At 69.5% G+C, this 25,522-nt stretch carries 27 protein-coding genes; 10 read left to right on the top strand and 17 right to left on the bottom strand.

What is annotated here, in order from left to right; genetic code table 11:
* Positions 1-6 precede the first annotated feature (6 nt).
* Genes HUA78_RS40265 through HUA78_RS40255 form a run of 3 tightly spaced genes read right to left on the bottom strand, consistent with a single transcriptional unit; the run spans position 7 to position 3,198 of the window.
* Positions 7-1,203: a class I SAM-dependent rRNA methyltransferase gene (locus HUA78_RS40265; RefSeq protein ID WP_141643274.1), complete on the bottom strand. Its 1,197-nt coding sequence runs from the start codon at positions 1,201-1,203 to the stop codon at positions 7-9.
* Positions 1,204-1,207: 4 nt separating this feature from the next.
* Positions 1,208-2,029 (bottom strand): HAD-IIB family hydrolase, encoded by an 822-nt coding sequence (locus HUA78_RS40260; RefSeq protein ID WP_174478623.1) that lies wholly within the window; start codon positions 2,027-2,029, stop codon positions 1,208-1,210.
* A complete protein-coding gene (locus HUA78_RS40255) occupies positions 2,029-3,198 on the bottom strand; it encodes a hypothetical protein (RefSeq protein WP_141643276.1) in 1,170 nt (389 codons plus the stop codon). The genes HUA78_RS40260 and HUA78_RS40255 overlap by 1 nt, the downstream gene beginning before the upstream one ends.
* An 80-nt stretch (positions 3,199-3,278) precedes the next feature.
* Between HUA78_RS40255 and corA the strand changes: the two genes are divergently transcribed.
* Together corA and HUA78_RS40245 are read left to right on the top strand one after the other, a co-directional pair.
* Positions 3,279-4,220, top strand: a complete 942-nt coding sequence (gene corA, locus HUA78_RS40250; RefSeq protein ID WP_174458669.1) for a magnesium/cobalt transporter CorA — start codon at positions 3,279-3,281, stop codon at positions 4,218-4,220.
* Positions 4,221-4,238: 18 nt separating this feature from the next.
* The gene (locus HUA78_RS40245) at positions 4,239-5,021 is read left to right on the top strand and encodes an alpha/beta fold hydrolase (protein ID WP_174462682.1); all 783 of its coding nucleotides are present in this window, start codon (positions 4,239-4,241) and stop codon (positions 5,019-5,021) included.
* Between the two features lie 7 nt (positions 5,022-5,028).
* On the opposite strand, the gene HUA78_RS40240 is transcribed toward HUA78_RS40245, so the two are convergent.
* The 9 genes from HUA78_RS40240 to HUA78_RS40200 all read right to left on the bottom strand — a co-directional run bounded on the left by HUA78_RS40240 (position 5,029) and on the right by HUA78_RS40200 (position 13,165).
* On the bottom strand, positions 5,029-6,204 hold the full coding sequence (locus HUA78_RS40240) for a hypothetical protein (RefSeq protein ID WP_174478622.1): 1,176 nt from the start codon (positions 6,202-6,204) through the stop codon (positions 5,029-5,031).
* Positions 6,201-7,703: a hypothetical protein gene (locus HUA78_RS40235; RefSeq protein WP_254624161.1), complete on the bottom strand. Its 1,503-nt coding sequence runs from the start codon at positions 7,701-7,703 to the stop codon at positions 6,201-6,203. Before HUA78_RS40235 ends, HUA78_RS40240 begins: the two co-directional genes overlap by 4 nt.
* A 173-nt stretch (positions 7,704-7,876) precedes the next feature.
* On the bottom strand, positions 7,877-8,260 hold the full coding sequence (locus HUA78_RS40230) for a hypothetical protein (protein WP_174458666.1): 384 nt from the start codon (positions 8,258-8,260) through the stop codon (positions 7,877-7,879).
* A 37-nt stretch (positions 8,261-8,297) separates the two neighbouring features.
* Positions 8,298-9,302 (bottom strand): dipeptidase, encoded by a 1,005-nt coding sequence (locus HUA78_RS40225; RefSeq protein WP_141643281.1) that lies wholly within the window; start codon positions 9,300-9,302, stop codon positions 8,298-8,300.
* 84 nt (positions 9,303-9,386) lie between these two features.
* The gene (locus tag HUA78_RS40220; RefSeq protein WP_174478621.1) at positions 9,387-10,520 is read right to left on the bottom strand and encodes a serine/threonine-protein kinase; all 1,134 of its coding nucleotides are present in this window, start codon (positions 10,518-10,520) and stop codon (positions 9,387-9,389) included.
* A 205-nt stretch (positions 10,521-10,725) separates the two neighbouring features.
* Complete coding sequence (locus HUA78_RS40215) at positions 10,726-11,319, bottom strand: hypothetical protein (protein WP_141643283.1); 594 nt, start codon at positions 11,317-11,319, stop codon at positions 10,726-10,728.
* A gap of 249 nt (positions 11,320-11,568) precedes the next feature.
* Complete coding sequence (locus HUA78_RS40210) at positions 11,569-12,159, bottom strand: hypothetical protein (RefSeq protein ID WP_174478620.1); 591 nt, start codon at positions 12,157-12,159, stop codon at positions 11,569-11,571.
* A gap of 65 nt (positions 12,160-12,224) precedes the next feature.
* On the bottom strand, positions 12,225-12,758 hold the full coding sequence (locus HUA78_RS40205; RefSeq protein WP_174458663.1) for a hypothetical protein: 534 nt from the start codon (positions 12,756-12,758) through the stop codon (positions 12,225-12,227).
* 11 nt (positions 12,759-12,769) lie between these two features.
* A complete protein-coding gene (locus HUA78_RS40200) occupies positions 12,770-13,165 on the bottom strand; it encodes a hypothetical protein (protein ID WP_174465959.1) in 396 nt (131 codons plus the stop codon).
* A gap of 114 nt (positions 13,166-13,279) precedes the next feature.
* On the opposite strand from HUA78_RS40200, the gene thiS reads away from it, so the two are divergent.
* The 6 genes from thiS to HUA78_RS40170 are packed head-to-tail and all read left to right on the top strand — an operon-like array spanning position 13,280 to position 18,125.
* Positions 13,280-13,480 (top strand): sulfur carrier protein ThiS, encoded by a 201-nt coding sequence (gene thiS / locus HUA78_RS40195; protein ID WP_141643287.1) that lies wholly within the window; start codon positions 13,280-13,282, stop codon positions 13,478-13,480.
* 7 nt (positions 13,481-13,487) lie between these two features.
* Positions 13,488-14,276: a thiazole synthase gene (locus HUA78_RS40190; protein WP_371745779.1), complete on the top strand. Its 789-nt coding sequence runs from the start codon at positions 13,488-13,490 to the stop codon at positions 14,274-14,276.
* Between the two features lie 12 nt (positions 14,277-14,288).
* The gene (locus tag HUA78_RS40185; protein WP_254624160.1) at positions 14,289-14,936 is read left to right on the top strand and encodes a thiamine phosphate synthase; all 648 of its coding nucleotides are present in this window, start codon (positions 14,289-14,291) and stop codon (positions 14,934-14,936) included.
* Complete coding sequence (locus HUA78_RS40180; RefSeq protein WP_141643290.1) at positions 14,933-15,961, top strand: hypothetical protein; 1,029 nt, start codon at positions 14,933-14,935, stop codon at positions 15,959-15,961. Before HUA78_RS40185 ends, HUA78_RS40180 begins: the two co-directional genes overlap by 4 nt.
* Positions 15,962-15,985: 24 nt before the next feature.
* The gene (locus HUA78_RS40175; protein ID WP_174478619.1) at positions 15,986-16,882 is read left to right on the top strand and encodes a DUF4129 domain-containing protein; all 897 of its coding nucleotides are present in this window, start codon (positions 15,986-15,988) and stop codon (positions 16,880-16,882) included.
* A gap of 58 nt (positions 16,883-16,940) precedes the next feature.
* Positions 16,941-18,125, top strand: a complete 1,185-nt coding sequence (locus HUA78_RS40170; RefSeq protein ID WP_174478618.1) for a DUF4350 domain-containing protein — start codon at positions 16,941-16,943, stop codon at positions 18,123-18,125.
* A gap of 72 nt (positions 18,126-18,197) precedes the next feature.
* Here the strand turns inward: HUA78_RS40170 and exoP are convergent, their stop codons facing one another.
* From exoP to exoL, 5 genes are all read right to left on the bottom strand, one after another.
* Positions 18,198-19,400 carry a spore coat polysaccharide biosynthesis glycosyltransferase ExoP gene (gene exoP, locus HUA78_RS40165; protein WP_174465964.1) on the bottom strand — a complete coding sequence of 401 codons (1,203 nt, stop codon included), beginning with the start codon at positions 19,398-19,400 and terminating at the stop codon, positions 18,198-18,200.
* A 63-nt stretch (positions 19,401-19,463) separates the two neighbouring features.
* On the bottom strand, positions 19,464-20,525 hold the full coding sequence (locus HUA78_RS40160) for a glycosyltransferase family 4 protein (protein WP_174462675.1): 1,062 nt from the start codon (positions 20,523-20,525) through the stop codon (positions 19,464-19,466).
* 8 nt (positions 20,526-20,533) lie between these two features.
* On the bottom strand, positions 20,534-21,052 hold the full coding sequence (locus HUA78_RS40155; RefSeq protein ID WP_174458655.1) for a serine O-acetyltransferase: 519 nt from the start codon (positions 21,050-21,052) through the stop codon (positions 20,534-20,536).
* A 93-nt stretch (positions 21,053-21,145) separates the two neighbouring features.
* Positions 21,146-22,666, bottom strand: a complete 1,521-nt coding sequence (gene exoM / locus HUA78_RS40150) for a spore coat polysaccharide flippase ExoM (RefSeq protein ID WP_174458654.1) — start codon at positions 22,664-22,666, stop codon at positions 21,146-21,148.
* Entirely contained in the window at positions 22,663-23,763 is a 1,101-nt protein-coding gene (gene exoL / locus HUA78_RS40145; protein WP_306440883.1) for a spore coat polysaccharide deacetylase ExoL, read from the bottom strand. The genes exoM and exoL overlap by 4 nt, the downstream gene beginning before the upstream one ends.
* A 402-nt stretch (positions 23,764-24,165) precedes the next feature.
* Here exoL and ccmA point away from each other — a divergent pair, with 402 nt between their 5' ends.
* Together ccmA and HUA78_RS40135 are read left to right on the top strand one after the other, a co-directional pair.
* Positions 24,166-24,822: a heme ABC exporter ATP-binding protein CcmA gene (gene ccmA / locus HUA78_RS40140; RefSeq protein ID WP_141643298.1), complete on the top strand. Its 657-nt coding sequence runs from the start codon at positions 24,166-24,168 to the stop codon at positions 24,820-24,822.
* Positions 24,819-25,520, top strand: coding sequence for a heme exporter protein CcmB (locus tag HUA78_RS40135; RefSeq protein WP_174462674.1), 702 nt, complete (start codon positions 24,819-24,821; stop codon positions 25,518-25,520). Before ccmA ends, HUA78_RS40135 begins: the two co-directional genes overlap by 4 nt.
* Positions 25,521-25,522 lie beyond the last annotated feature (2 nt).

The following is a 25,522-nucleotide window of genomic DNA, read 5'->3' as shown; positions in this document are numbered from 1 at the left end:
GCGGAGCTACACCGCCTGGAGCACGTAGAACTTGAGGTACTTGCCCTCGGGGAACTGCAACCGCACCGGGTGGTCCGGCGGCTGGTAGCGCTCCTCCACGAGCGCCAGGTCGACGCCAGCCTTGAAGCCCGCTTCGCGCACCGCGCTCATGAAGTCGTCCGGGCTCACGCGCGCCGAGCACGACGCCGTGGCCAGCAGGCCGCCCGGCCGCAACAGGCTCAGCGCCTGCCGATTCAGGGACGCATACCCGTCCAGGGCCGCCTGCACCGCGCGCTGGCTCTTCGCGAAGGCCGGCGGGTCCAGGATGATCATGTCGAAGGTGCGGCCCTCGTCCTTGAAGGACTGGATGACCGTGAACACGTCCGCCGCGAGGAAGTCATGCTTCTCCGCAGGCAGCCCGTTGCGCGTGAAGTTCTCGCGCGCCAGGGCGATGGCTTCCGGGTCGATGTCCACCGAGAACACGGTGTTCGCCCCGCCCAGCGCCGCGTTGACGGAGAAGCCGCCGCTGAAGCTGAAGCAGTTGAGCACGTCCCGGCCCTTGGCCAGTCGCCGGATGAGGTGACGGTTCTCCCGCTGGTCCAGGAAGAACCCCGTCTTCTGCCCGCGCCACACGTCCACCATGAAGGTGACGCCGCGCTCGCGGATGGCGATCTGCTCCGGCGCGTCCTGCCCGTACAACATGCGCCCCGAGCCCCGACCCTCGTCCTCCTCCACGTCGTCCCGCGCCACTTCATCGCGACCGACGATGCCCTTGAGGCCCGGGATGCCGGCCTTGAGCGCCTCGACGATGAGCGGGCGATACGGCGTCAGGCCCGCCGAATACAGCTTCATCACCGCCCAGCCGGCGTAGAGGTCCACCACCACTCCCGGCAGCCCGTCCCCCTCGCCGTGAATCAGGCGGTAGCTGTCCGTGTCGGTCAGATCGAGGAGCGACTGGCGCTCCGCCAGCGAGCGCCGCACCCGGCGGGTGATGAAGCCCGCGTCCACCGTGTCCCGCGAGTCGCGCGTCAGCACCCGCACCGCGATGGCCGAGTGCGGATCGTAATACCCCCGCGCGACGAACTTCCCGTTCTCCGTCAGGTCCACCACGCTGCCGGCGGGAATCCTCGGCACATGCTCCAGCGCCTTGCGAAACACCCACGGGTGTCCCGCGCGCAGGTGGCGCCCCAGTCCCCGCGCCAGCTCCAGCTTCACGACATTCACGGTGTCACTCCTCACGAGCCCCACGGCCCCGCCGAGCGAGGAGGGCCCGAGCCAGCTCCTCGAACCCCTTCCCCTCGGCTGCCCGGGTAATGAAAGCCGGCGGCGCGTCGATGCGGTCCAACACCGCGCGCACGTTGGCTACGCCCACGCCCAGCTCGAAAGCCTGGAACATCGGGGCGTCATTGAAAGAATCCCCTACATACACGTAACGGCCGTCCCGAGGCTCCAAACGCTCGCCCCACGCCACCCGCGCGAAGCGCCGCGTCGCACTCAGCTTGTCGAAGCGACCGAGCCAGCAGTTCACATGCACGGACGAGCGCACCGCCGTCACCCCGCGCGCCCGCAGCAGCGCTTCGATGCGCGACGCCCCCGCCTCGCCCAGCCGGGCTTCCTCGTTGTAGTCCACGGCCAGGTCCACTTCCGTGTACGCGCTGTCCACCGACAGCCGCGCCCCGGGCACCTGATTCAGCACGCGCCCGACTTCCTTCTCGAGCCGACGCCGGTTCGCCACTCGCTCGGCCGGTGCCTCCAGGTACACCTTGCGGAGCCCCCGCTTGCCTCGCAGGAAGAACAGGCCGCCGTTCTCCACGATGACGCCGTCCACCGGGAGCTGCCGCGCCCACGCCTCACCCCACCCCGCCGGCCTGCCACTCACCAACACCACACGCAGGCCCGAAGCGGACAGCCGCTCCAGCGCCCGCACGGTGTCCGCGCGCAGCCGGTGGCCGGTGGTCAGCGTGCCATCCACGTCCGTGAAGACACCCTCGACACGGGACAGGTCCGCCTCGCGCAACGGGCGCGGTACCGCCTTGCTGGCAGCCGCCATCACATCACGTCCAGCTGGGCCAACAGTCCCTGGAACACTTCGATGGTGGCGCGCAGCTCCGGTCCCACGAGCTGGGCCAGGGGCTGCTTTCGCGCCTTGCGCAGGAACGCGTCCATGTCGGAGGCCCGCCCGTAGAGGGACTGGGCGCTGACGGCCGCCTCGGCCAGGAGTCGGGCCGAGGCCGGCGCGTCCGAGTCCGACAGCATCAGGGCCCGCTCCAGCTTCACGCCGCAAGAGGCCCACACCTCGCGGTCATGGATGATGAGCACCTGGCGCTGGTTCACCGCGGACAGGCCCCGGACGAACGCGTCCAGCTCGCTCACCACCTTGAGCAGGTCCTGGCGGGAGGGGTTGGGGAGAATCGCCAGGCGACCCACCTCCGCGCGCATCTCCACGATGTGCCGCTTGTCCTGCGCGCGCAGGTTCCGGTACGCGGCCGTGCGGCCAAAGGCGTCCATCTCCGTCTGGAGCTGCTGCGCGTTCCACTGCACGTCCTCGGGCTCCGCCTCGCGCACCTTGTTGTGCCGCGCCGTGAGGATGCGCCCCAGGTCCGCGGTGATGGCGCGCACCGTCACCGCCGCCTTCACCTCCGCCTCGTGCCCGGGCACCACCTGCGCCCGCGTCACCTCGCCAAAGGTGCTCGCCGTCTCGAAGACGAGGTTGCTGACCTGCTCGCGGAAGCGCGCCCGGAAGCTCTGGATTTCAGCCAGCAGCGTCCACCGGTCGCTCACCACCGACGGGTTGCGCATCGCCTCGCCCAGCTGGGTAATCCCCTGCGCGAGCTGCGTCATGGCGTCCTGGAGCAACGTGGCCGGGTCCTGGAAGCGGGCCCCGCCCACCTCGCGCAGGATGTCCGCGAGGCCCGCGGAAGGCTGTGCGGGGAACTGCTCGCGGATGACGTTCAAGAGGGCGTTGACGTCCATCACCGTGTCTCGGATGACGGGCGCCATCTCCTCCCAGAGCGACAGGTCCGGGCTGGAGTCCACCACCGGCGTCTCGTACTTCACCAGGTCCATGTCACTCAGCCGGCCAATGGCCTGGGCGGCGGCGGCGTACACCTTGCGCAGCCGGCCCGCGAAGGCGCGGTCGGGGTGGGACTGGAGGATTTCTTCGAGCCTCGGGGTCAGGGAGGCCTGCGGGTTTTCAGCGTCAGCGGACACGGGGGGCACACTCTAGCGCTCGACTTCCGCGCGGGGGAGTTCTAGCACTCGGATCGGGGCCGCGCCGCAAGGCCCGGGAGCGCTACGGGATGATTCAGGTCTGTCTGATGAAGGACGGAACCCTCTTCACCGGGGGTGAGGAACTGCTCGCCGAGGAGGGACGGAAGTGGATTGACGTCCTCCACCCCGACGAAGCGGTGATGGCCCGGCTGGCCGAGCGCTTCGGCCTCCACAGGCTGGCCGTCGAGGACTGCCTCCACCTGGACCAGCGGCCCAAGCTGGAGGAATACCCGAACCATGTCTTCATCGTCCTCCAGGGGTTCACCACCGGGAAGGACGTGTGCGAGCTGACGCTGCATGAGCACCACTTCTTCCTCGCCAAGGAGTGGATCATCAGCGTGCACGAGCTGCCCTTCTCGGGGCTGGACAACATCCAGCAGCGCGTCCGCTCGGATCCGAACGCGACGCTGGGACGGGGCACGGACTTCATCCTCTACCTGCTGGCGGATGGGCTGGTGGATGCGCAGTTCCCCATCCTCGACACCTTCGGTGACGAGTTGGAGGACCTGGAGGTGTCCATCTTCGAGCGGGCGGAGAAGTCCCAGCTGCAGCGCATCTTCGAGATGAAGCGGATGCTGGTGCAGCTGCGCCGGGTGCTGTCCCCGCAGCGGGACGTGGTGGGGCTGATGGCGCGGCGGGGCATCCCCCACGTCGACGAGCGCTCCACGCTCTACTTCCGCGACGTGTATGACCATCTGGTGCGCCTGTACGAGCAGATTGATGCCGGGCGCGACATCCTGGGCAACGTCATGGACGGCTACCTGTCCATGGTGGCCAACAAGACGAACGACATCACCAAGCAGCTCACCATCTTCGCCACCATCTTCCTGCCGCTGTCGTTCATCGTCGGATTCTTCGGACAGAACTTCGACGTGCTGTCAGGGCGGGGCTTCTACATCAGCATGTGGGTGATGATCATCGGACTGCCCGTGGGCCTCTTCTTCTGGTTCAAGCACAAGCAGTGGCTCTGAGCCCTGTTCGGAGGACGCATGCTGACCGTCACCGTGGATGGACTCTCCCTGCACTACCGCGACGTGGGCCAGGGCCTCCCCGTCCTGCTGCTGCACGCCTTTCCCCTCAACGGGGACGCCTTCGACGCCCAGGTGAAGGCGCTGTCCGGGCGCTACCGCTTCATCATCCCGGACATCCGCGGCTTCGGGCAGAGCATGCCGGGTGAAGGCCCCACCGAGATGTCACGCATCGCCAGTGACGCGCTGGGATTGCTGGACGCGCTGAACATCGACCGGGCCGTGGTGGGCGGAGTGTCCATGGGCGGCTACGCGGCCATGGCCCTCTTGCGCGAGGACGCGGGCCGGGTGGCCGGGCTCGTGCTGATGGACACGCAGTGCACCGCCGACGACGACGCGGGCAAGGCCCGACGTGAGGCCTCCGCGAAGGACGCCCTGGAGAAGGGCGCGGACCCCGTCATCCAGGCCCTGATGCCCAAGCTCATCTCCTCGCCCCCGGATTCGCCGGTGGGGCGCGTGGTGGAGGCGCAGATTCGCACCGCCTCGCGCGAGGGCATCGCCGCCGCCCAGCGGGGCATGGCGCTGCGTCCGGACTCCAAGGACATCCTGGCGCGCTACGCCGGGCCCGCGCTGGTGGTGGTGGGCGAGCATGACGCCATCACCCCGCTGGAGAAGGCGAAGCAGATGGTGGACCTCATCTCCGGGGCGAAGCTGGAGGTCATCCCCGGCGCCGCGCACCTGTCCAACCAGGAGCAGCCGGAGAAGGTCAACGCGGCGCTCGACGCGTTTCTCGGGGCGCTCTGAGCGAGCCTCAGGAGCCCCGCGCCTTCGAGCGCCGGGCTTCCTCCAGGACGTGGTCCTTGAGCAGATAACCGAAGCCCGCGTTGTGGAGCCGGAGGACCAGGTCCTGTCGGGTGGAGCCGAACTCCTCCGCGGCGTCGTCCAGATTCCATCCCGAGGTGGCGAGCCGTTGCAGCAGGTACGCCCGCCGCGTCTGCGCCGCCGAGAGCCGGTAGGTCTTGAGGTACTCCAGCGTTCCGTCGGGGCTCACAATCGCCTCGCCCAGGTGGTTCTCCTCCGAGGGAAGCAGGCTCGTGTGGAAGTGCTGGAGCAGGAACGGCCCGGCCTCGTAGACCTTCCGGGACGTCACCTCCACGCCGAACAGCCCGCCGGCCATGAAGCCATGGAAGGCCGCCCAGTCCGCGCGCATGCGCGCCACCTCCGCGCGCAGGTCCTCCACGCTGGACACCCGCTTCGCGTCCAGGGACAGCCCCAGCTCCGGAGCTTCCATGAGATAGCCGTACTGCAGCAGCAGGTCCCCGTAGAAGTCCTTGAGCAACGTCCGGTGCAGGAGGCGGTAGTCATCCGGGTGCGCGACGATGAACGCGGAGAGCAGCTCATCCGCGTTGAACAGCAGCATGCCCACCTGATTCTCGTGGACCTCGAACGTGCGCAGCGCGCCATCCAGCGCGGTGCTCGCCCACCCGGGCACTACGCCCTCTACTCGCGGACTCAACCCGTGGGACAGGGCCGCTCGCGAGTACTCCGCCCAGGCGATATCCGGCCCGCCGAAGTGCAGGGCCAGGAAGCCCTCCATCGCCAGGTGCAGGGGCAGCATGCGCAGCTGGTTGCGGTCTTCCCGGTGCACCATCCGATGCAACAGCCGCACGGGGACCGGGCCCACCTTCACGCGCTTGCCCTCGGGCGCCTGCAGGCGCGTGCCGAAGACGGCTTCCGTCTGCCGGTGCGTCCAGCTCACCACCATGCCGTGGGGAATGTAGGAAACGTACTTGAGCCCGCGCCCCGTCAGCGGGCCCTCCAGCGACACCACGGAGACCGCGTCCGAGTAGTCCCTGCGCGCGAAGCGCAGGTCTCCCCTCACCTCGTCCCGCAGCACCGGCACCAGCCGGATGCGTCCGAAGACTTGCGACGGCGCCAGCCTCAGGCCCTTGGGCTCCAGCCGCTGAATGAGTCGCGCGTCGCTCATGCCTCGCCCTCCTCGACGCTCACGGGCGCGCCCGGTGTCACGCCCACCTCCACACTCACGTTCCGGCGAGCATCCCGCTCCAGCCAGGACGCCACCCGCGCGGAGAGATAACGCTCCAGCTCCGCCAGCGACGCGGTGCCCTCCGCGAAGCGCGCGAAGCCCAGCACCGTGGGCACGTCCTCCGCGTCCCGCACGCCCACCGTGGCGACGGCGCCACCGAACGAGCGCGGCGAATACTCCTCCGCGTCGAAGACGGGATTGACGTGGACCAGGGCCGTGCGACGCCCCGGGTCCAACCGCTCCCGGAACACCCGCGTCAGCTCGGCCACGGCCTTGGGCGGGTCATTGTCGTAGCCGTCGGAGACGATGACCACCAGCTCCGCGCCCCAGGCCAGCGCATCCAACAGCGGCGTGGCGAGGTCCGTCTGCCCGCGCGCGGTGACGCGCAACGGCTCCTCCACGGGACAGGTCCAGAAGGCCCGGTACTCGCGCGCGGAGGCGGACAGCAGGTAGTGCGCCGCCAGGGCCACCCCCAGCGGACGCCGACGCTTCTGCAAGGAACCCGACGAGGAGTAGCTGTTGTCCAGCACCGCCGCCACCCGGCCCAGGGAGGCCGGTGCCCGCGCCAGCACCCGCGCAGAGGCGCGCTCCAGCGCCGTGTGCAGCTCGTCCCGGCGCGCCTCGCGGACCGCGTCCGTCATCGACAGGGCATAGAGCGCAAGCTTCGTCAGCGGCGCGCGAGACAGGTCCACCGGCGGCTCCCCGCCCCCTTCGCGCGCGGCGGACTCCTGGAGGCGCAGCCGCTCCGCCTGGGTGAGCCGGGGCTCGATTCGCTGGAGGAACACGTCGCGGGGGACACCGTGCTTCTGGGCCAGGCCCTCCGCCACCGTGTAGGGCAGCTCATAGAGCGCCTCCTGGGCGAAGTGGGCCTTGCGGAACGTCTCCAGCAACGGCTGGGTGTAGACGCGCTTCTTCCATCCATGGAAGAGGAACGGCCCCAGCTCGCCGTCCAACTTCAGGTGGCCATGCACCACCGCCGCGCGCAGCTTGGCGCGGTACTTCACCGCGTCGAACGGCAGGCTGGAGCGCCCCGACAGGTACTCACGGACGATGGCGCGCGTCCTGCGGTTGTTGATGTGCCGCGAGCGCAGGGACTCCAGCACCCGGTAGGCCCGCTGCGACGGCAGGCTCCGCAGGGCGGCGGCGATGAGCGCGCCCTCCTCCCGCCGCTCCGCCGCGTCCGCCGGACTGCCGACGGCGAGCAGGTTGAGGATGATCTGCGCCTGATTGAAGTGGTTGATGCCCGCGGCGAGCGTGCGCCGATAGAGGCGCCGGTAGTTGCCGAGGATGTACTGGTGCAGGAACTCGATGGAGACCGACTGCCCGCGCGCGTCACCGTAGAACTCCCGCTGTCCCGTGCAGGAGAAACACGCGTTGACGAACATCACCAGGTCCTCGCGAGCGACCTGTTCGATGCGGACTTCGGCGGCCAGGGCCATCGCGCGCACTGCCTCCAGATGGGAGAGAGGAGCGCCGCTCGGGGAGAAGTGAAACGACCAGCGTGTCAGGCTCCAAAGGCTTGAATCGGAAGTCGCATCGGAGTCCCGCGAGCGGCGCTCCGAAGCTACCACACGTCCCCCTGTGACGACTCCTGACGCTCGCCTTCAACGGCTCACGGCTGGCAAGTCACCTCGGAGTTGTCCACCTCACAGGTGGCGCACGTCGCCGTCTCCACCAGCACTCCCTGGCGGCACTCCAGCACGGCCTTGCCATCCCGTCGGCACAGCCCCCGGCCCTCGGAGCTGGAGGAGCACGCGTCCCCCGCGACGTTGCCAGAGGTGTCGCACCGCACGGCCTCGTCGGACTCGCGGCAGCCGAGCGGACCCCGGCAGGGAACTTCCCGCCACGTCCCGGTGCGGCATTCCAGCGCCAGGACGTTCTCCTGACAGACGAAGCTGCCCGCCTCGTCACAATCATCTCCCGCGCTGGCGCCACCGCAGCCGGCAAGGAGGAGGGAACCAACGACGGACACTAGGACGAAGAGAGAGCGGTTCATGAGCTTGCGACCAATATTTCGAGCGTACCGCCGCCGGTCAACCACCCAGTGTCGTCTGGAAGAAACGCCGGAAATTTCCTCCCATCACTCGTTCCACCCAGGACTCCGGATGTCGGCGCAGCAGTGCCGTGGTGAGCAGGTGCAAGTCGGTGACGTCCTTCATCCCCCGTGGCAGCGGCACCATTCCGTCGTAATCCGAACCCAGGCCCACGCCTTCCTCGCCCATGACGTCCACCGCGTGTTCGATATGGCGGACCACGTCATCCACCGCGTCGCCTCCCAGATAGACGGGGGCGAAGATGATTCCCACCACGCCCCCCCGGTCCGCGATGAAGCGCAAGGAGGCGTCACTCAGGTTGCGCCACCCTCCCCCCGCCGCCCGCACGCCCGTGTGTGAGCAGAAGAACCGGACCGAAGGGTGGGTGAAGAGGTTCTCCAGCGTGCGCTCCGAGGCGTGAGCCACGTCCACGCTCAACCCCAGCCGAGCCATCTCCTCCATCACCTCCTGCCCCAGGGAGGTGAGCCCCCGGTTGCCCATCATCGGGAAGGAAGAGCCCCCCAGGTCATTGTTGGACAGGTGGGTGAGCCCCATGAAGCGCACGCCCCGGCGGTGCAGCTCCGCCAGCCGCTCCACCTTGCCTTCAATCGCATGCCCACCCTCCACCCCCAGCACCGCGGACAGCCGCCCCCGGGCGAGGTTGTCCTCCAGAATCGCGGGCGTGGTGGTGATTCGCGCCGCGTCCTCGGAGCGACGGCAGAACTCCTCCATGCGCTCTATCTGCCACAAGGCCCGCGTCCACTCGCTCGCGCGTGCTTCCCGGGGCCAGCCGCGCCACGCGGCGAACACCGGGAAGCCACCGATGAAGGGAAAGCCCCGGGTGACGATGGTGAAGCATTGGAGCTTCACCCCCGCCTCCCGCAGCCGGGGAAAGTCCACGTGCCCCTCGTCCGAGCGCGTGCACAAGTCCCGGTTCCACATGAGGGAGTCCGCGTGTCCGTCCGCGATGCACCAGCGCTGGTGGAGTTCGTTCACGTCGCCCATAGGCGCATCAGTCTGCCTGTCCGCGCGCGCCAGACAAGCACCCATCCCACCGCGTGCATCCCCTGAACACCGCGCCCGCCCCGCTCACGTCCCGGCCATGGAGGCGCCGCCGCGCCCCGACGCCGTGGGCAGCGCCTCATCCGAGGACAGCACATCCGCCGTGCGCCTCCGGGAACGGGCATCCTGACGGACCTGGGTCGCCTCGCGCGCGGCCTCCGAGGGCCCATACGCGTAGCCCCGTCCGCCCAGCACCGCGCGCAGCGAGTCCCGCAGCTCCAATGCCGTCTGGAAGCGCTCCTCCGGCTCGCGGCGCAAGAGCCGCGCGAGGATGGCTCGCAGCGGCGAGGACAGGGTGCGCGTGGCGTGTTCGACGTGCTCCGGCGCGAAGCACGCCATGCGCGCCGCCATCATGGGCGCGGAAAGCCAGCTGGGGTTCTCCGCCTGGAGCAGCTCCGCGTCCGGAAGCGGGCCGGACGCAAGCGCCGCGCGCTCCACGGCCTCCAGGTCCAGCAGGTGCAACCCGGTGAGCAGCTCCAGCAGCACCACGCCCAGGGAGAACAGGTCGGAGCGCCCGTCCAGCGGCCGGCGCAGCAGGGCCTCCGGCGACGCATAGGCCAGGTCTCCCCGGACGAGGTGGGCCTCGGTGGCCACGCGCCCCGGCAGCCGGGCCCACGCCAGGGCGAAGTCCGCCAGCTTCACGTGGCCCCGCACGTCCAGGCGCAGCGTCCGGGGACTCACGTCGCGGTGGACGAGCCCCAGCGGCCGGCCGCGATCATCATCCAGCGTGTGCGCGTGGTGGAGCGCGTCCGCGATCTCCGCGCCCACGTAGGCGGCGAAGGCTTCCGAGAGCGGCCGGCGCCGCAGCGCCGCGAAGCTGACCAGCGTCTCCAGGCTGTGCCCCTCCACGTACTCCATGACGAGGTGGGGCAGCCCGTCATGCACCCGCACCAGGAACACCTGGGCGATGGCCGGATGGGACAAGCGCATCAGCAGTTTGACTTCCTCGCGAAGCCGCGCGCGCCCTAGCTCGTCTCCCGCATCCTGCAAGCGTTTGATGAGCACCAGGTCTCCTGGCGTGTCCAGGTAGTGCCTGCGCGCGATGAGCAGCTCTCCCGAGCCGCGCGCGCCCAGGTACCGGATGAGTTCGTAGGCCGTGGCCCCGGCGGTGAAGAGGATGAAGGGTCTGGCAGGGGGTTGTGCAGGGTGGTGGGTGCCCATTTCGAATGACTGCTCCCGGGTATGAAGGTCCTCCCCAGGGTTGGGAAGGCGTGAGGAAACCCCACGCGTCCCTCCTACCACCCAGGTCCGACACACCCTTCCAACCCCTCGGAATGGATTCAGGGAAAAAAGGGAACGGCCCCCACCGGAGTGGGAGCCGTCCAGGGGCCATCCGCGAGGAGGCGGACCGCCCGCTTGCGCTGCGTTACTGGTTCGTCGGCGTCACGGCCTGGGTGACGCTCAGCTCGCGGACCACCATGTCCTTGCCGTCCAGCACATACGAGGCGCGGACCTGGTCACCCTCCTTGATGTCCTTCACCTTCACGGCGCGGTTGTTCTGGAGGATGCGGCTCTGGTCGTTCGTCTTCAGCTTGAGCTGCCGGTTGTTGGTGGTGTCCACCACGGTGAGCGAGTCACCGCTCGTGGAGAGCACGCGGCCCTGGACGCTGGTCGCGGCCATGGTGGCCCCCGCGGCGCCGGAGCCGCCCGTGGCCACGTCTTCATTCAAGTCCCGCTGCGCCTCGGCCAGGTCACCCTGCTCGTCGCGGACGTCGTTCTGCGCGCTGGCGATGTCCTGGTTCGCCTCGCGCTGCGTCTCCGCGATGTCTTCCTGCGCGTTGCGCTGCGTGTCCGCGATGTCCTTCTGTTCGTCCTGACGGATCTCCGCCGTCTCCTGGCGAGCCTCCGTCTGCGCCTCCGCGACGTCCTGGCGCTGTTCAGCGACGTTGTCCCGCTTGCTGCAACCGGAAACCATCGCCAGAGCCGCAATCGCACCGACCGCCATCATGAGCTTGCGCATATCGTCCTGCCCCTTTCGGTAGGCTGTCGGGAGAGCATGTCTCCCGGTGTTGGGCAGAAAGTGAGCGCTCCTCTCGCACTTGCACAGGGGTTGCGCGGCGCATTTGGGAGACACAGGGGCGTCGATCCGCGCACGGAGGCCCCGGTCGCCCGGCCGCTCTCCGTGGGAACAATCCCCGTCACGACCGCGTGCGAGGAACGAAGGTGCCCAGGCAGGCACCCTTCATTCCCTCACGCGCAATCACACCGTTCACGGCCCCGCGTCGACTCCGCCATCCGCGCGGCCACCGTCGGCGGCTCCGCCGTCCGGCTCACCCGTGCCCGCGTCGCAGAAGGGCGCTCCACCCTCCACCCACCGGGCGACGATGGCCCGCTGCTCGGCGGTGGGCAGCGTGACGGTGGTGGGCGAAGGCGGCATGTCCTGGAACACGGACGTGCGGGCGCGAATTCGCGCGGCCTTCGCGAAAGCCCCCGGAAGTCCTCCGCCGTCCGCGCCACCGCCATCCGGAGGCGCGTAGTAGTCCAGCCGGAACGAGGTCTGGTTGCTTCCGCTGGTGTCCGCGCCGTGGCACGTGCTCACGCAGCTGGCGGCGAGGATGGGCTGCACGTCGTCGCAGTAGGTGGGCACCGGCCCCGCGTCGATTTCCCCCGCGTCGGGAATACCAGGCAGGCCGAGCACTTCACACGTGCGGCCCTGTCCCTGTCGCACCGCGACGCAGACGTGCGTGTCGGGACAGTCGCTGGCCGTCTCGCACGTCTTGCCGGTGAAGTCCGCCACGTCGATGGTGCAGGCCACGGTGAACGCGACCACGCCGGCCGCGCTCGCGAGGAGCTTCTTCATGATGGGGCTCGTCATGGAACCTGAAACCTGGAACCTGAAAGCGAGGAGGTACGGCGGGGAGGACTTCAGGGCCCGGCGTCGTTGGTGCCCGTGCTGTCGCAGAGAGGCGCGCCCCCCGCGACCCAGCGCGCAATCAACGCGCGCTCTTCCGTGGTGGGTTGCGGGCTGCCCGTGGGAGGCATGTCCTTCAGGTCCGACGCGCGCACCCGGATGCGCAGCGCCTTGGCCCTCGCGCCGGGCACGCCGTTGCCGGTCGGCTCGTAGTAGTCCAGCCGGAACGACGTCTGACTGCTTCCGCTGGTGTCCGCGCCATGGCAGGTGCTGACGCAGGTGGCGGCGAGGATGGGCTCGACGTCCTCGCAGTACGTGGGCACCGGCCCCGCGTCCGCGCCACCGTCGGCCTCCGTGTAGTGCGGCGGGTAGATGACCTCGCACGTGCGCTGGCCGTCGGCGCCCAGGGCCGTACAGGCATAGGCCGTGGGGCACTCGGAGTTGTCCGTGCAGGCCTTGCCGGCGAGGTCGTCGACGTTGAGGGAGCAGGCCACGACGGCGAGCACGGCGCCGCAGGCCAGGAGGGGGACAGGAGAGCGGAGGGCCACGGGGGGCTCGTTCAGAAGTGGTAGGTGAGGCTCGCCGCGTCGGCGGCCTCGTCGGGCAGCAGCTCCAGCACCAGACCGTACAGCACCGCGGCGCCCGCGGCGGCGTACATCACGTTCGCCGCGGTGGAGGCCGAGCGGGCCCGGTCCATCGTCTCCCGTGCATCCCGGGCCGACGTGAGCCCCTGCGCGCGCTTCGCCTCGCCCTGCGCGAAGAAGCCCAGCCCCAATCCCCCCAGCGCGAGCACGCCTCCGGCGACGAAGGCATACCGGTGGCCGTGGAGCACCGGCGTGGGCGCGCGGACCGGGGCGTCCAGCGTGGCAACGGGCTCGTCCGCGAGCGCGGTGAGGGGCAGCCCGAGCGCGACGACGAGCGCGATGGAGAGAAGCCTGCTGGGAGCCATGAGCATGACGTCGAGTATACCGGTGACGGTGGCGAACGTACTGGCGGAGTGTGCGTTGACAGCACGGTATTCCCCCCTGTAGTGCGTCCCCGGGTCCCCATCGCAAGGAGCCGTGACGCCGTGCAGGTCTGGGTCAACGGAGAAACACGCGAGGTGCCGGAGGCCACCACCCTCTCGGCGCTGCTGGAATCGCTGCGAGTCGGCGGTCCGGGCGTGGCCGTGGAGGTGAACGCCGAGGTGGTGCGCCGCGCCCGCCACCCCGAGCACCACCTCCAGCCCGGGGACCGCGTGGAGATCGTCACCTTTGTCGGCGGCGGGTAGCGAGGAGATGGCCATGAGCATCCAGGACAAGCCCTTCACCATCGCGGGAGTGACGTTCGCCTCCCGCCTCATCCTCGGAACGGGGAAGTACCCCAGCCACGACGTGATGAAGCGTTGCCACGAGTCCTCCGGCACGGAGATGGTCACCGTCGCCGTGCGCCGGCTGGACCTGAAGGCCACGGGCGAGGCCTCGCTCATGCGGTGGATTGACCGCGAGCGGCTGCGCCTCCTGCCCAACACGGCCCTCTGCTACACGGCCGAGGACGCGGTGCGAACCTGCCGGCTCGCCGAGGAGCTGGGCATGAGCAAGTGGGTCAAGCTGGAGGTCCTCGGCGACGAGAAGACGCTCTATCCGGACGTCGAGGAGACGGTGAAGGCGGCCCGCATCCTGGTGAAGGAGGGCTTCACCGTGCTGCCCTACACCAGCGACGACCCCATCACCGCGCGCAAGCTGGAGGACGCGGGCTGCGCGGCGGTGATGCCGCTGGGCGCCCCCATCGGCAGCGGCCTGGGCATCCGCAACCCGCACAACCTGCGCCTCATCCTGGAGACGGTGAAGGTGCCCGTCATCGTCGACGCTGGCGTCGGCACCGCGTCCGACGCGGCCATCGCCATGGAGTTGGGCGTGGACGCCGTGCTGATGAACACCGCCATCGCCGGCGCCCAGGACCCGGTGCGCATGGCCGTCGCCATGAAGAAGGCCGTGGAAGCGGGCCGGGACGCGTACCTCGCCGGCCGCATCCCCCGGAAGGCCTACGGCTCCGCGTCCAGCCCGCTCGACGGAATCGTCCAGTAGGCACGCCCACCCATGATGCTCCCGGTGGCGCCCTCCCTCCCCCGGCTCGTCGTCATCACCGACTGGCGTCTGCCGCGCGAGCGGCTCCTGGGCGCGCTGAGCCGCGCGCTCGAGGCGGGCCCTGACGTCGCCGTCCAGCACCGCCATCCCGAGTCCTCCGGTCGCCGCTTCCTCGAGGACGCCCGGGTCCTCGCCGCGCTCTGCCGGACACGAGGCAATCCCCTGTTCGTCAATGGCCGGCTGGACGTGGCCCTGCTCGTGGGCGCGCACCTGCATCTGCCCTCGGACGGCCCCACACCCGGGGACGTCCGCCCTCACCTGCCCCCAGGCCGGCTCATCAGCCTGGCCGTCCATGACGAGCGCGAGGCTCGCGCGGCGCGCGGCGCGGACCTGGCCCTGGTGAGCCCCGTGTTCTCCCCCGGCTCCAAGCCCGGGGACACCCGGACGACGCTCGGCCCCGAGGGCTTCCTCGCGCTCACGGCGGGGCTGCCCTGTCCCGCGTTGGCGCTCGGAGGAATCACCGAGGAGAGGGCGAGCAGGCTCACCGGCGCGGCGGGCTTCGCCGTCATCTCCTCCGTGCTGGAAGCCGAGGACCCGGCTCAGGCGGCGCGAGCACTGCTGGCCGCGTGCGCGCCCCGGGCTATGCTGCGCGTCCCGTGACTTCGCCCTCCTCCGTCTCCGAGCTGCGCCCCCTGGCCCTGGGGGAGTTGATTGACCGTGCCGTGACCTTCTGGCGCGGCCACCTCAAGCCCCTCTTCGTGTTGAACCTCGGCTACTCGCTGGTCGGCTTCATCGCGACCAAGGCCACGCTCCAGCTGACGCGCTGGCTGACGCCCATGCTCTATGTGACGGACAAGGACGCCGTCACCAAGGAGGCGCCCTTCGAGATGCTGGGGCAGGCCAGCCTGTCGCTGGTCCTCTGGTCTGGCCTGTTCATGTTCCTCATCTGGAGCTACTGGCTGACCACGGTGGCGACCGCCCGCTACGTGCTGTCCGCGCAGTTGGGCACGCCCGTGAGCCCCGCGGACGGCCTTCGCCGGGGCCTGTCCAAGGTGGGCGCGGTGACGGGCGCCTTCCTGTTGTCGGTGGGGTGGTCGACCCTGGTGACGCTGGTCGCGAGCATCCCCGGAACCGTGCTGATGGTGGCCGGTGGTATCGCCACGGCGATGGACTCCCAGGTGCTGGGCATCGTGCTGCTGGTGGCGGGCGGACTGCTGCTGGCCCTGGGCATGCTCGGCGCAATCCTCTGGTACTTCCTGCGCTTCCTGCTGCTGCCTCCCGTGCTCGCCATGGAAGACCTGGGAGCCTGGGGCGCCTTCACGCGCTCGGGAGCGATGCTGTCCGGGCGCGTGGAGCCGGGCTTCCTGGGACGGGTGATGGTGCGCGGGATGATTCTCTTCACCGTGGTGAGCCTCATCCTCTTCTCGGTGCACCTGCTCTTCGGCATCCCCGCGTGGCTGGTGATGCTGCCCTATGGGAACCCCTTCTCGGCGGAGACCATGGCGCGCACGCCGCAACTCCTCCTGGTGCCCGTGGAGATCCTCCAGGTGGCGGCGCAGTCCTTCTTCTCCCCCGTCAACTTCGTCGTCTGCTCGTTCTTCTACCTGGACCTGCGCGTGCGCCGGGAAGCCCTGGACCTGGAGCAGCGACTGGGCACCGAGCCGTCGCCGCCCCTCGCCGCCTGACGCCACCCGCTCGCGAGTTCCTTCGTGCCAAGCCTGCCCCTGCTGCTGCTGCTGGCCTCGCTGCCGTGTGACGACCGCGAGGCCACCGCGCGCGCCCTCGAAGAGACCGCCAGGTCCCGCCCCGCGGAGGTCTCCTCGGCCGTGGAGGAGCTGGGACGGCGCATGGGCGGCATGCCCCTGCCCCCCGCGGACGAGGACGCCACCGCGCCCGAGCGGGCCCGACAGGTGGCGGACTTCCTGGAGCAGGCCTGTGCGCTGGAGAAGCACGCGGCCACGTCGGAGGAGGCCCTCACGGACCTCTCTGGAGAGGAGCGCGAGCGACTCAAGGCCGTGCTCGACCGACCCGAGTTCTCCCGGGCCCGACAGCGCCACGGCGACGTCGTGAAGCAACTGCTGCGCAAGCTGGAGGCGTGGCTGGAGGGCCTGTTCGAATCACGCGAGGCCCAGGGCTTCGCGGTGGCGACGCGCGCGGTGATGCTGGGCTTCGCGATAGCGATGGTGTTGTGGGGCGCACTGAAGTTGCGCTCGCTGCGCCTGCGCCGGAACGTCGTGCGCCCGGGAGCCGCCGAGCCCGGCGCGCCGCTGGTGCTGGACGCGCCACCGGAGCACCTGAAGCGGGCCCGCTCGGCGCTGGCCGAGGACTCGCGCGAGGCGATTCGCGAGGCCTTGCTGGCCATGTTGTCCTCGTTGGAACAGCGACGGCTGGCCCGTCCGGACCGGGTGAAGACCAACCGCGAACTGGCGGCGGAGCTTCCCGCGCGAGGAGCCCCCGCCTCCATCACCCGGGAGGTCGAACGACTGGTGACCTGGTACGACGCGGCCTTCTACTCGCTGACACCCGTGCCGGAAGCAGAGGCCACGCGGTTCGTCGAGTCGGTGGAGCGACTGCACGGGACGCTGGGCACGGAGGTCGCGGCATGAGCCTCACGAGTCCTCCCGGTAAAAAGGACCGACCTACCGGGACACGGGAGCGTGCCTCATGAAGAACGCGCGGACCGTGGCGGTCTTCGGCCTGCTCATCGCGCTCGCGCTGGCGATGGGCCTCTCCACGAGCCGGGAGGCCCCCGACTCACCCATTGCTTCCGTGGAGAACCCGGGCCCTCAAGGCGCACGCGCGCTCTACCTGTTCCTGCGCGAGGAGGGACGCGCCGTGAGCACCCAGCTCACCTCGCTGGAGTCGCTCCCCGCCGGGACTCGCACCCTGGTGCTGGCGGCGCCCACGGGCCGCCCCGTGTCCGAGGAGGAAGTGCGCGCCGTGGAGCGTTTCGTCCAGGAAGGCGGCACGCTGGTGTACCTGTCGACGCGCGAGTTCGGCATGCACCAGGCCGCGCTGGAGACGTGGCTGCGGCTCGACGAGGGGCCGCTCCTGCCCGCGAGTGAGCGCGGCCTGTCCACGGACCTCGCGGATGCGGGCGGCACCACGGTGGACGTGTGGCTGGGCGCGGGCCCGTTCCGGGGGCTGACGGCCCTTCGCATGTCACAGGACCGGGGGCTGCGCATGGACCACCCGGACGCGGTGCCGCTCGCTGGACTCGGTGGCGCGGTGGCCGTGTGGCGACGCGCGCTCGGCAAGGGTGAGGTCTACGTCCTCGCTGGCGCGGACGTGCTGGAGAATCGCCGCCTGGAGCTGCTGGACAACGCGCGCCTGTGGAACGCGCTCGCCGCGCGCGGGCCGCTCGTCATCGACGAGTACCACCACCAGCTCGCGCCCCCTCCGCCCCTGTCGCGTGGCATCTGGGTCTTCGTCGCGCAGGTGCTGGCCGTGGGAGGTGTGTACGTTCTTTCCCGTGGCACGCGCTTTGGCGCCCCCAGGCCCGTGCTCGTGGAGAAACACCGCTCCGCCCTGGAGTACGTGCGCAGCATGGGCTGGCTCATGCGCCGCTCGAAGGTGGAGAAGGACCTGCTTCCAGAACTCGACAAGGCGCTCCGTCAGCGGTTGCAGGAACGCCTGGGCATCTCCCCTGCCCTGGAGGACGCGGAAGCCGCGCGACTGCTCGAGGAGAATGGCGGCATCCCCGCCTCCCACTACCTGGAGGCGAAGGCGGAGCTCACCCGTCTGCTCACGCAGCCCACCATCCGGCCCTCGGACTACGCGCGCGTGGCCCGTCTCTATGCGCACCTGGAGCGCACCGTGACGGGACGACAGTCCCTCATCCGCGCGTGAGCCACTTCACACACGCGCGGCGGTGACGGCCCCGAAGAGCCCCTCACCGCCGCATGGACGTGGTGCCGCGATTCAGAGTGTCTTGCCGGCCGCCACCATCGCCGTGCCCACGTGGTGGCGAATCTCCTCCACGCGCGCATCCCAGCTCTCGTTGAAGATCTTCTCGGCGCGCTCGCGATTGGGCCCGGGGCCTTCCGCGAGGCACTCGCCCACCTTCTTCACGAAGTCCTCCGTCGAGGTGGCGATCTTGCACAACCCCACCTTGCGGACCTCCGGCAGGTCCGTGGACACCACCGGCAGGCCGGAGGCCAGGTACTCGCGCACCTTGAGCGGGTTGGCGTTCAGCGTGAGCTCGCTGATCTTGAACGGCATCAGCGCCACGTCGAAGGCCCGGCTGTAGCCCGGCAGGTCCGCGTACGACTTGCGGCCGAGCATGTGGATGTTGGGCTCGGCCCGCAGCTTCGAGTCGTCGCAGTCCGGCGTCGTCTTGCCGATGATGACCACCGAGCCCTTCGGGTGCGCCCGCGCCGTCGCGATGATGGCTTCCTGGTCCACCCAGTCCGCCACCAGCCCGAAGAAGCCGATGATGGGCTTGGGCAGGCGCGCGATGTCCTCGGGGATGCGTGTGGTGGCGTCGCACGCCTTCACGAAGTGACGGAAGTCCGTGCCGTGCCGCACCAGCACCGTGCGCGGGTTGACGCGGGACTTGTTGTCCCGGAGCCGCTCCGCGGAGGTGATACAGATGTCCGCGCGGCGCAGCAGCCGGTCCTCGAGCTCCGCGATGTGGCGGCCGTTGGTGTCGCTGAAGGCGGAGAACTCGTCCACGCAGTGGTAGACGACGAACTCCTCGCCCAGCGTGCCCGACACGGGCGCGGACGCGGGCAGGAAGCTCCAGGAGATGGGCCGCTGGAAGCCCAGCTGCTTCATCGCCCGGCGAACCTGCAGCCGCAGCAGCTCGCGGTTGGCGCTCCGCACCAGCTCATTGCCATAGAACGGAATCGCCAGCGGCGACAGGACGTGGAGGTTGGGCTCCACCTCACGCAAGCCCTGCGTGAAGCGCTCCAGCTTGCCGAAGATGCGCTTCACGTCGTGCGCGTTCGCCCTCGGCGCGCGGTTGCCAATGCTGTTCACCCAGAGGATGCGGTTGTCCCGAGAAAGGATCCGCATGATGTGGACCTTCGACAGCGGGTCCCCATCCCAGTCGTTGGAGAACACCACCAGATCGCGCCCCCGGAGGGCCCGGCGCGACATATCCAAGTCATCACTGCGCCGCATCTCTCTTCTCTCCTGTGTCGAACATCCTCGCGGTCTCCCCGCGAGTGGAAAATGAAACGAAGCTCACCACGTCACGGGCACCGGTCTGACCGGCGAAGGCCGGGGTGACAGCGCCTCGTACATGTCGAGCAACACCGGCCCCACATCGGGAGAGGCCACTCGCAGGGGCCCCGCCTCCACCGCCTCGCGGACCGTCGCGGCAAGCGACGTCGCGTCCCCCGCGCGGAAGAGCCGCGTCCCCTCGGGCCGCTCACACACGTCGCTGGCCACGCAGGGCACGCCCAGCGCCAGCGCCTCTCGCACGGAGATGGAGTCACCGTCATGCGTGGTGGGTCGCAGGAAGACGTCGCTCCGGGCGATGAGCCCCAGCGCCGCCGGATGCTCCAGCTCCCCCAACGGCTCCAGCGGCCCCGCCACGCCCAGCTCGCGCGCGTCGCGGAGGAAGTCCTCGGAGTCGGTGCCAGGACCGAACAACGCCAGGCCCACGCCCCGGTGGGACTCCGTCAGCAGCCGCAAGGCGCGAAACGCGAGCTTGCGCCCGTAGACCGGCGACGGATGGTGCGCCATCACCAGCAATGGGCGGCGACGCGCGCGCGCGGCCTCGACTCGCACGGGCACGGCCCCCGCCTGAACCTGCGAGGCACAGAAGGCCGGGTGGACGAGGAGCTTCTCTTCCGGAATGCCACACGACACGAGCGCGTCGCGCACCGCCGCGGACACCGCGATGATGCGCGAGTAGCCCGCGAGCGCCACCCGCGCGAAGGCCCGCCGAGAGGGCGCCGCCGCGAGGTAGTCGGGCAACAGCCCCGAGTGCAGGGTGATGAAGCGGGGGGCGCGTGCCCCCGGCGGACTGCCCACCGCCGCCGCGAGCAGCCAGGCCTTGGGGTTGTTCCCGCTGGTGTGGACATGAACCGTCCACCCCGAGGCGAGAAACCCGGTCAGCCTGAGGGCGAAGTGCGCGGGGCCTCGCATCGGGAGTACGTCCGGAACCGGCCGGCCGCCCTTCCCGATGTCCAGCACCTTCGCTTCGACCTCACGGCTGCGCAGGAAGCGGTGAAGTTGTTGAACGTGAATCGCCACGCCGCCGAAAGGCGGAGGATGGTCGCCAACCAGGAGCACACGCATGTGGAGCCCTATCGAGGAACGGACGCCGACGGAGGCACCGCCGACAGGGGCGAGCGTCGGGGCAACAACCCCATCTCCCGCTGATATGTGGTGAGTGGATCAGGGTCCTGCCGGATGATCCGCGCAGGAATGCCCGCCACGACAGTGCCTGGCGCCACGTCCTTGAGCACCACGGCATTGGCCCCGATGACGGCGAAGTCGCCAATCTGGATGTTGCCGAGAATCTTGGCGCCCGCGCCGACCCGCACGTAGTCACCGATGACGGGCGCACCCTCGAGCCCCGAGCGCCCGCCAATCGTCACCTGCTGGGAGATGAGGCAGTGCCGCCCAATCTTCGCCGCCTTGTGGATGACGACGCCGATTCCGCCGTACCCCAGCTGCGTCCCCTCGCCGATGTCGGCCTCGTCCGGAACGTAGGAGCTGTGAAGGTAGTAGATGGCCTTTCGCAGCAAGGCCGGGAGCAAGGGAACCCCTTTCAGCCGCAGGCCGCGAGCCACCCGGTACAACATCATCGCATCGACACCCATCCACGCCTCCCTGACCCAACCGCGCGACGGGGTGGAACCTAGGTACCGGCCCCCCAAGTGGGAAGTAGGCCCTCAAGCGCCACCCTGATTTCCTCAAGCCGTCCTACGAGGCCTCAACCCCGCGAGCACCGTGAGCGGCCGCACACCCGCGGCGTACAGCACCCCCACGTAGCCCACGCAGAACAGCACCCCGGCCACCGCCAGCGGCAACACGCGCCAGAAGAAGCCCGTCGGCAGCTGCATCCACGCGCCCTGCGCGCCCGCCCTCAACAGGAAGACAGCCACGCCCGCCGCGCCCGCCGCGAGCGCGGAGCGCCCCAGTGCCTGCCAGGGAATGATGTCCACCAGTTGGAGCTGGCGTCGGGGAGTGGACAGCGCCGCCGGAACCCGGACGAGCAGCATCGCCTTGCCCACCACCTCCGCCACCGCCCAGGAGCCAATGCCTCCCATCAACCCCAGGTGCTTCACCCCGAGGATGACCAGCGGCACCGTCACCGCCGCCTTCACCGCGTACGAGACGAAGATGGCCCGGGTCAGCCCCCGCGCCCGCAGCGTCCCATCCATGGGGAGGATGGAGAGCACCACCCCCAGCACGCTGACGCGGAAGACAGGCACCGCGGGCAGGAACGTCTCGCCGAACAGCGCGCCGATGAACTCCGGCGCCGCCGCGAAGAGGAACGCCGCGAACGGAAGAAAGACATACGCCAGCCGACCGGCCGCGTCTCGGAACGCATCCACGCCCTCTTCCAGGCGGCCCTCGCGCTCCAGCTCCCCCAAGCGCACCATCAGCACCTCGCTGGTGGGCGTGTAGAGCAGGTCCACCACCGGAAGCTGGAAACACCCCACCCTGTACAGCGCGTAGAGCGCCGGCGCCACCGCGCCCGCCACCGCGTACAGGTGCGCGTTCTGTTGCGGAATGGCCAACAACATGGCCGCGCCAAAGGGCGCCGAGTAGGCCAGCTGCGCGCGAAACAGCGACGCGCTGGCCAGCGGCCCCGTGGAACCCCTGAGCGAGACGACCCACGTCGCCACGAACCGCAGCGCCGCGAAGACGGCCACCGCCACCATCATCCCGTGCAGCGACGCGCCCAGCAGGGGCGGCACCACCATCACCGCCGCGCGCACCGCGTCTGAAATCAGATACACGCAAGCCGACGCGCGCGTGCGTCCCTGCGCCGTGAGAGACACCTCCAGCGGGAAGCTGCCCAGGAGGAACGCGGTATAGGCCGCGAGCGCCCCCCGGTACTCCAGCAACGCCGGATTGGAGAACCACGCCGCCACCGGGCCCAGCAAGACATAGACGAGCACCGCGCCCAGCAGGCCCGCACCGGACATGAACAGCAGCGTCTGTCCCAGGTAGGGCCGCTTCTCGCTGGTGCGCGGAAGGAAGTAATACAGGCTCTGCACCACGCCAAAAGGCAGCACGTAATACAGCGTCGTGGCGATGAGGAAGAGCTGGTAATAAGTACCGTACTCGTCCAGGTGCAGCACCCGGGCGAGGACGAGTGGAATGGACAGCGTCAACCCGGCGGTGAACAACCGGGCCAACACCAGGGGGCCGGCGCGTCCGAGGAATGAATTCCCAGACGCGGCCGACGAGCCACCTCCGCTCACGGAGCCTCCTTCAAGGAAGCCCCCGTCGGCTTCAGCAACACGTTGCCCAGCAGGGTCTCCCGGAACGAGTGGGTCCTCCTGCCAGGCACCGGGTGACTCATGCCGAGCAACCCGAAGCAATCATCCAGCTGGCAGCCAGTGAGCGGCGACGAGTAGTCCCCCAGCATGCCCAGGCTGAAGTTCTCCCACAGCACCTTGCGCTTGAGGGTGAAGGGATCTCCGCCAATCCGGTTGGGCAGGTCCTCCGTCGTGACCCCCGAGCGGAAGCCGTGCGACGCCAGCACGCGGATGACCTCATCCGAGTACCACCCGTTGCAATACGCGAAGTCGCGCACCTGGATGCCCACCTCGGCTTCAATCGTCCGCTTGGACTCGAGGATCTCCTGCTCCACCACCTCCTGCGGCTCCAGCGTCAGCACCGTGTGCCCCAGCGTGTGCGCGCCGAACTCGAAGCCGTCGCGCGCCATGCGGCGCACCTCGTCCCAGTTCATGATGTCGCCCTGCTCCGGCACCAGGTCCTGCCCGCCCCCCAGCTGCTGCTCCAGCGCATCGATGATGGACGTCAGCACCCGCGTGGGGTGCTCGCCAATGAAGTCGTCGAGCGCGGCCGACACCGTCTTCTGTCCGGAGAGGATGGGGCCGAGCAGCTCCATCGACGCCTCCGGCAGCGCGGCGTACACCGGGTGGTAGTGCCGCTCCTGCGCCCGGCGCAGCAGGTGGAACAAGCGGTCATGATTGAACCGCCGCTTCGTGCCGATGAACGCCGTCGGCAGGTAGGTGATGGCCGGAATCCCCATCTGCTTCAGGATGGGGTACGCGTACCGGTACACGTCCCGGTAGCCATCGTCGAAGGTGATGACGCACAAGTCCTTCTTCGCCACCCTCCGGCCCGACATCACATCCACCGCGTCACCAATCGACGTCAGCTCGAAGCCGGCCGCCGAGGCCTCCTCGAGGTGGCGTCGGAACGTCTCCTGGCTGATGAGCAACCCGGGGATGGAGCGCTGCAGCTCCCCCGTGAAGTCGCTCACCACGCGGTGGTAGCTCACGATGAGGATGCGCCGGCCGCCCGACTGCACCCTCCGATATGCCGCCATCGCCCTGCGCATCCCACTGTAGTGCAGCACGCCAGCGGCCGCCGCCTTGACCGCCCTCCGCAAGACCCTCGCTGTCGCCATCACGCCCCTCCGCGGAAAAGCTTCCTCTGGCCCACGTTCCCCAACGGAACTCCCCAACTCGCGCGGGGGGTTATTGCAGGCGGGATGCCACACCCGAATCCTGGGCGAAACCACCTCTTCGAGGGGGGAGCCCGGCGGGACGGGACGCGTGGTCACCGGTGGACACGACGCGCGGTGGAAAATCGACGGCTCCCGCGGGCACACGAGGCCCCACCCATTGGAAAAACTTTCCTGCCTTCAGGCCCGCTCCGTCCCTGCCCGGCCTGCCGCCCGGGTTTCACTGGATGACAGTTGCGATTCCGGCTACGAACCGGCTTCCCGATGCCATCCACCTCCGCCCCCGCGCTCGCGTTGCACGACGTCAGCAAGCGCTACGGGCGTCGCTGGGCGCTCGCGCGTCTGACGTACGCGCTGCCCAGCGGGCGCTCGCTGCTGCTCACCGGCCACAACGGCTCCGGCAAGACGACCCTCTTGCGGATGCTGGCCACCGCGCTGAGCCCCACGGCCGGACGCGTGGAGGTGCTGGGTCGCGACGCCGTGACGGACCGGGATTCGGTGCGGCGCGACGTGGCGCTCCTGTCCCACGCGAGCTTCCTCTACGAGGACCTCACCGCGCACCAGAACCTCACCGTGCTGGCGCGCCTGCTGGGTCACCCCTCGCCCAAGGATGGCGCCAGCGCGCTCTTGTCGCGCGTGGGCCTGGAGAAGCGCTCGGACAATCCCGTGCGCGGCTTCAGCGCGGGGATGCGCAAGCGTCTGGCCATCGCCCGGCTCCTGCTCAAGGCCCCGAGCATCGCGCTCTTGGACGAGCCCTTCGGTGAGCTGGACCCTTCCGGCATCCGCGACATGGAGGCCATCATCGCGGAGCTCAAGGCGGGCGGCGTCACGGTGGTGCTGGCCACGCACCTGGTCGAGCAGGGCATGACGTTGTGCGAGGAGCGCCTGCACCTGCAGGACGGCCGAGCGGTGGCCGCATGAGTACGCCCCGCCCCAGGCCCATCGGCCTCATCGGCGCCACGCTGGCGCTCCTGCGCAAGGACCTGCTCATCGAGTGGCGCACCCGCGCGCGCCTCAACGCCATCGTCTTCTTCGCGCTGGCCACCCTCCTGATGTTCTCCTTCGCGCTGGGGCCGGACACGCGCCTCTTGGAGAAGAACGCGGGCGGCTACTTCTGGCTCGCCATCCTCTTCGCCAGCGTGCTGGCCATGGGCGAGTCCTTCCGCGTCGAATCCGAGAACGCCTGCCTGGACGGCATCCGACTGGCCCCCGCGGACGCGCGCGCCATCTACCTGTCCAAGGCCCTGGGCAACGCGCTCCTGCTGATCGCCCTGGGCGTCGTGCTGCTCCCCGTCATGGTGGCCCTCTACGGGGTCAAGGTCGTCACCGGCTTCGTGGACCTGGGAACAGTCCTCCTTCTGGGCAGCCTGGCCCTCAGCGCGCCGGGTACCGTGTACGCCGCGATTTCCAGCAATGCCCGGGCGCGGGATGTGCTCCTGCCTCTGCTATTGTTCCCGCTGGTCATCCCTGCCCTGCTGTCCCTGGCCAAGGCGACCTCGCTCGTGCTTCAGGGAGACCCCATGAATCAGTTGGGCTCATGGCTGGGGCTTTTGCTGGGGTTCAATCTCATTTACTGGGGCGTAGGCTTCGTGCTGTTCCCGCGCATCATCGAGGACTGACG

The organism is Myxococcus sp. CA033 (assembly GCF_013336625.1).
In the GTDB taxonomy this organism is placed as follows: Bacteria; Myxococcota; Myxococcia; order Myxococcales; family Myxococcaceae; genus Myxococcus; species Myxococcus llanfairpwllgwyngyllgogerychwyrndrobwllllantysiliogogogochensis.
This window is presented reverse-complemented; position numbering and strand designations above follow the sequence as displayed.

Bases quoted from the DNA above. Each gene is read 5' to 3' on its own strand.
- corA (WP_174458669.1), top strand. From the start codon at position 3,279: ATGATTCAGGTCTGTCTGATGAAGGACGGAACCCTCTTCACCGGGGGT.
- HUA78_RS40190 (WP_371745779.1), top strand. From the start codon at position 13,488: ATGGCCATGAGCATCCAGGACAAGCCCTTCACCATCGCGGGAGTGACG.
- HUA78_RS40225 (WP_141643281.1), bottom strand. From the start codon at position 9,302: ATGGGCGACGTGAACGAACTCCACCAGCGCTGGTGCATCGCGGACGGA.
- HUA78_RS40235 (WP_254624161.1), bottom strand. From the start codon at position 7,703: ATGGCCCTGGCCGCCGAAGTCCGCATCGAACAGGTCGCTCGCGAGGAC.
- HUA78_RS40215 (WP_141643283.1), bottom strand. From the start codon at position 11,319: ATGCGCAAGCTCATGATGGCGGTCGGTGCGATTGCGGCTCTGGCGATG.
- HUA78_RS40135 (WP_174462674.1), top strand. From the start codon at position 24,819: ATGAGTACGCCCCGCCCCAGGCCCATCGGCCTCATCGGCGCCACGCTG.
- HUA78_RS40160 (WP_174462675.1), bottom strand. From the start codon at position 20,525: ATGCGTGTGCTCCTGGTTGGCGACCATCCTCCGCCTTTCGGCGGCGTG.
- HUA78_RS40170 (WP_174478618.1), top strand. From the start codon at position 16,941: ATGAAGAACGCGCGGACCGTGGCGGTCTTCGGCCTGCTCATCGCGCTC.
- HUA78_RS40230 (WP_174458666.1), bottom strand. From the start codon at position 8,260: ATGAACCGCTCTCTCTTCGTCCTAGTGTCCGTCGTTGGTTCCCTCCTC.
- HUA78_RS40155 (WP_174458655.1), bottom strand. From the start codon at position 21,052: ATGGGTGTCGATGCGATGATGTTGTACCGGGTGGCTCGCGGCCTGCGG.
- HUA78_RS40185 (WP_254624160.1), top strand. From the start codon at position 14,289: ATGATGCTCCCGGTGGCGCCCTCCCTCCCCCGGCTCGTCGTCATCACC.
- HUA78_RS40240 (WP_174478622.1), bottom strand. From the start codon at position 6,204: ATGAGCGACGCGCGACTCATTCAGCGGCTGGAGCCCAAGGGCCTGAGG.
- exoP (WP_174465964.1), bottom strand. From the start codon at position 19,400: ATGCGGCGCAGTGATGACTTGGATATGTCGCGCCGGGCCCTCCGGGGG.
- HUA78_RS40220 (WP_174478621.1), bottom strand. From the start codon at position 10,520: ATGGGCACCCACCACCCTGCACAACCCCCTGCCAGACCCTTCATCCTC.
- exoL (WP_306440883.1), bottom strand. From the start codon at position 23,763: ATGGCGGCATATCGGAGGGTGCAGTCGGGCGGCCGGCGCATCCTCATC.
- HUA78_RS40200 (WP_174465959.1), bottom strand. From the start codon at position 13,165: ATGCTCATGGCTCCCAGCAGGCTTCTCTCCATCGCGCTCGTCGTCGCG.
- HUA78_RS40260 (WP_174478623.1), bottom strand. From the start codon at position 2,029: ATGGCGGCTGCCAGCAAGGCGGTACCGCGCCCGTTGCGCGAGGCGGAC.
- HUA78_RS40245 (WP_174462682.1), top strand. From the start codon at position 4,239: ATGCTGACCGTCACCGTGGATGGACTCTCCCTGCACTACCGCGACGTG.
- HUA78_RS40210 (WP_174478620.1), bottom strand. From the start codon at position 12,159: ATGAAGAAGCTCCTCGCGAGCGCGGCCGGCGTGGTCGCGTTCACCGTG.
- ccmA (WP_141643298.1), top strand. From the start codon at position 24,166: ATGCCATCCACCTCCGCCCCCGCGCTCGCGTTGCACGACGTCAGCAAG.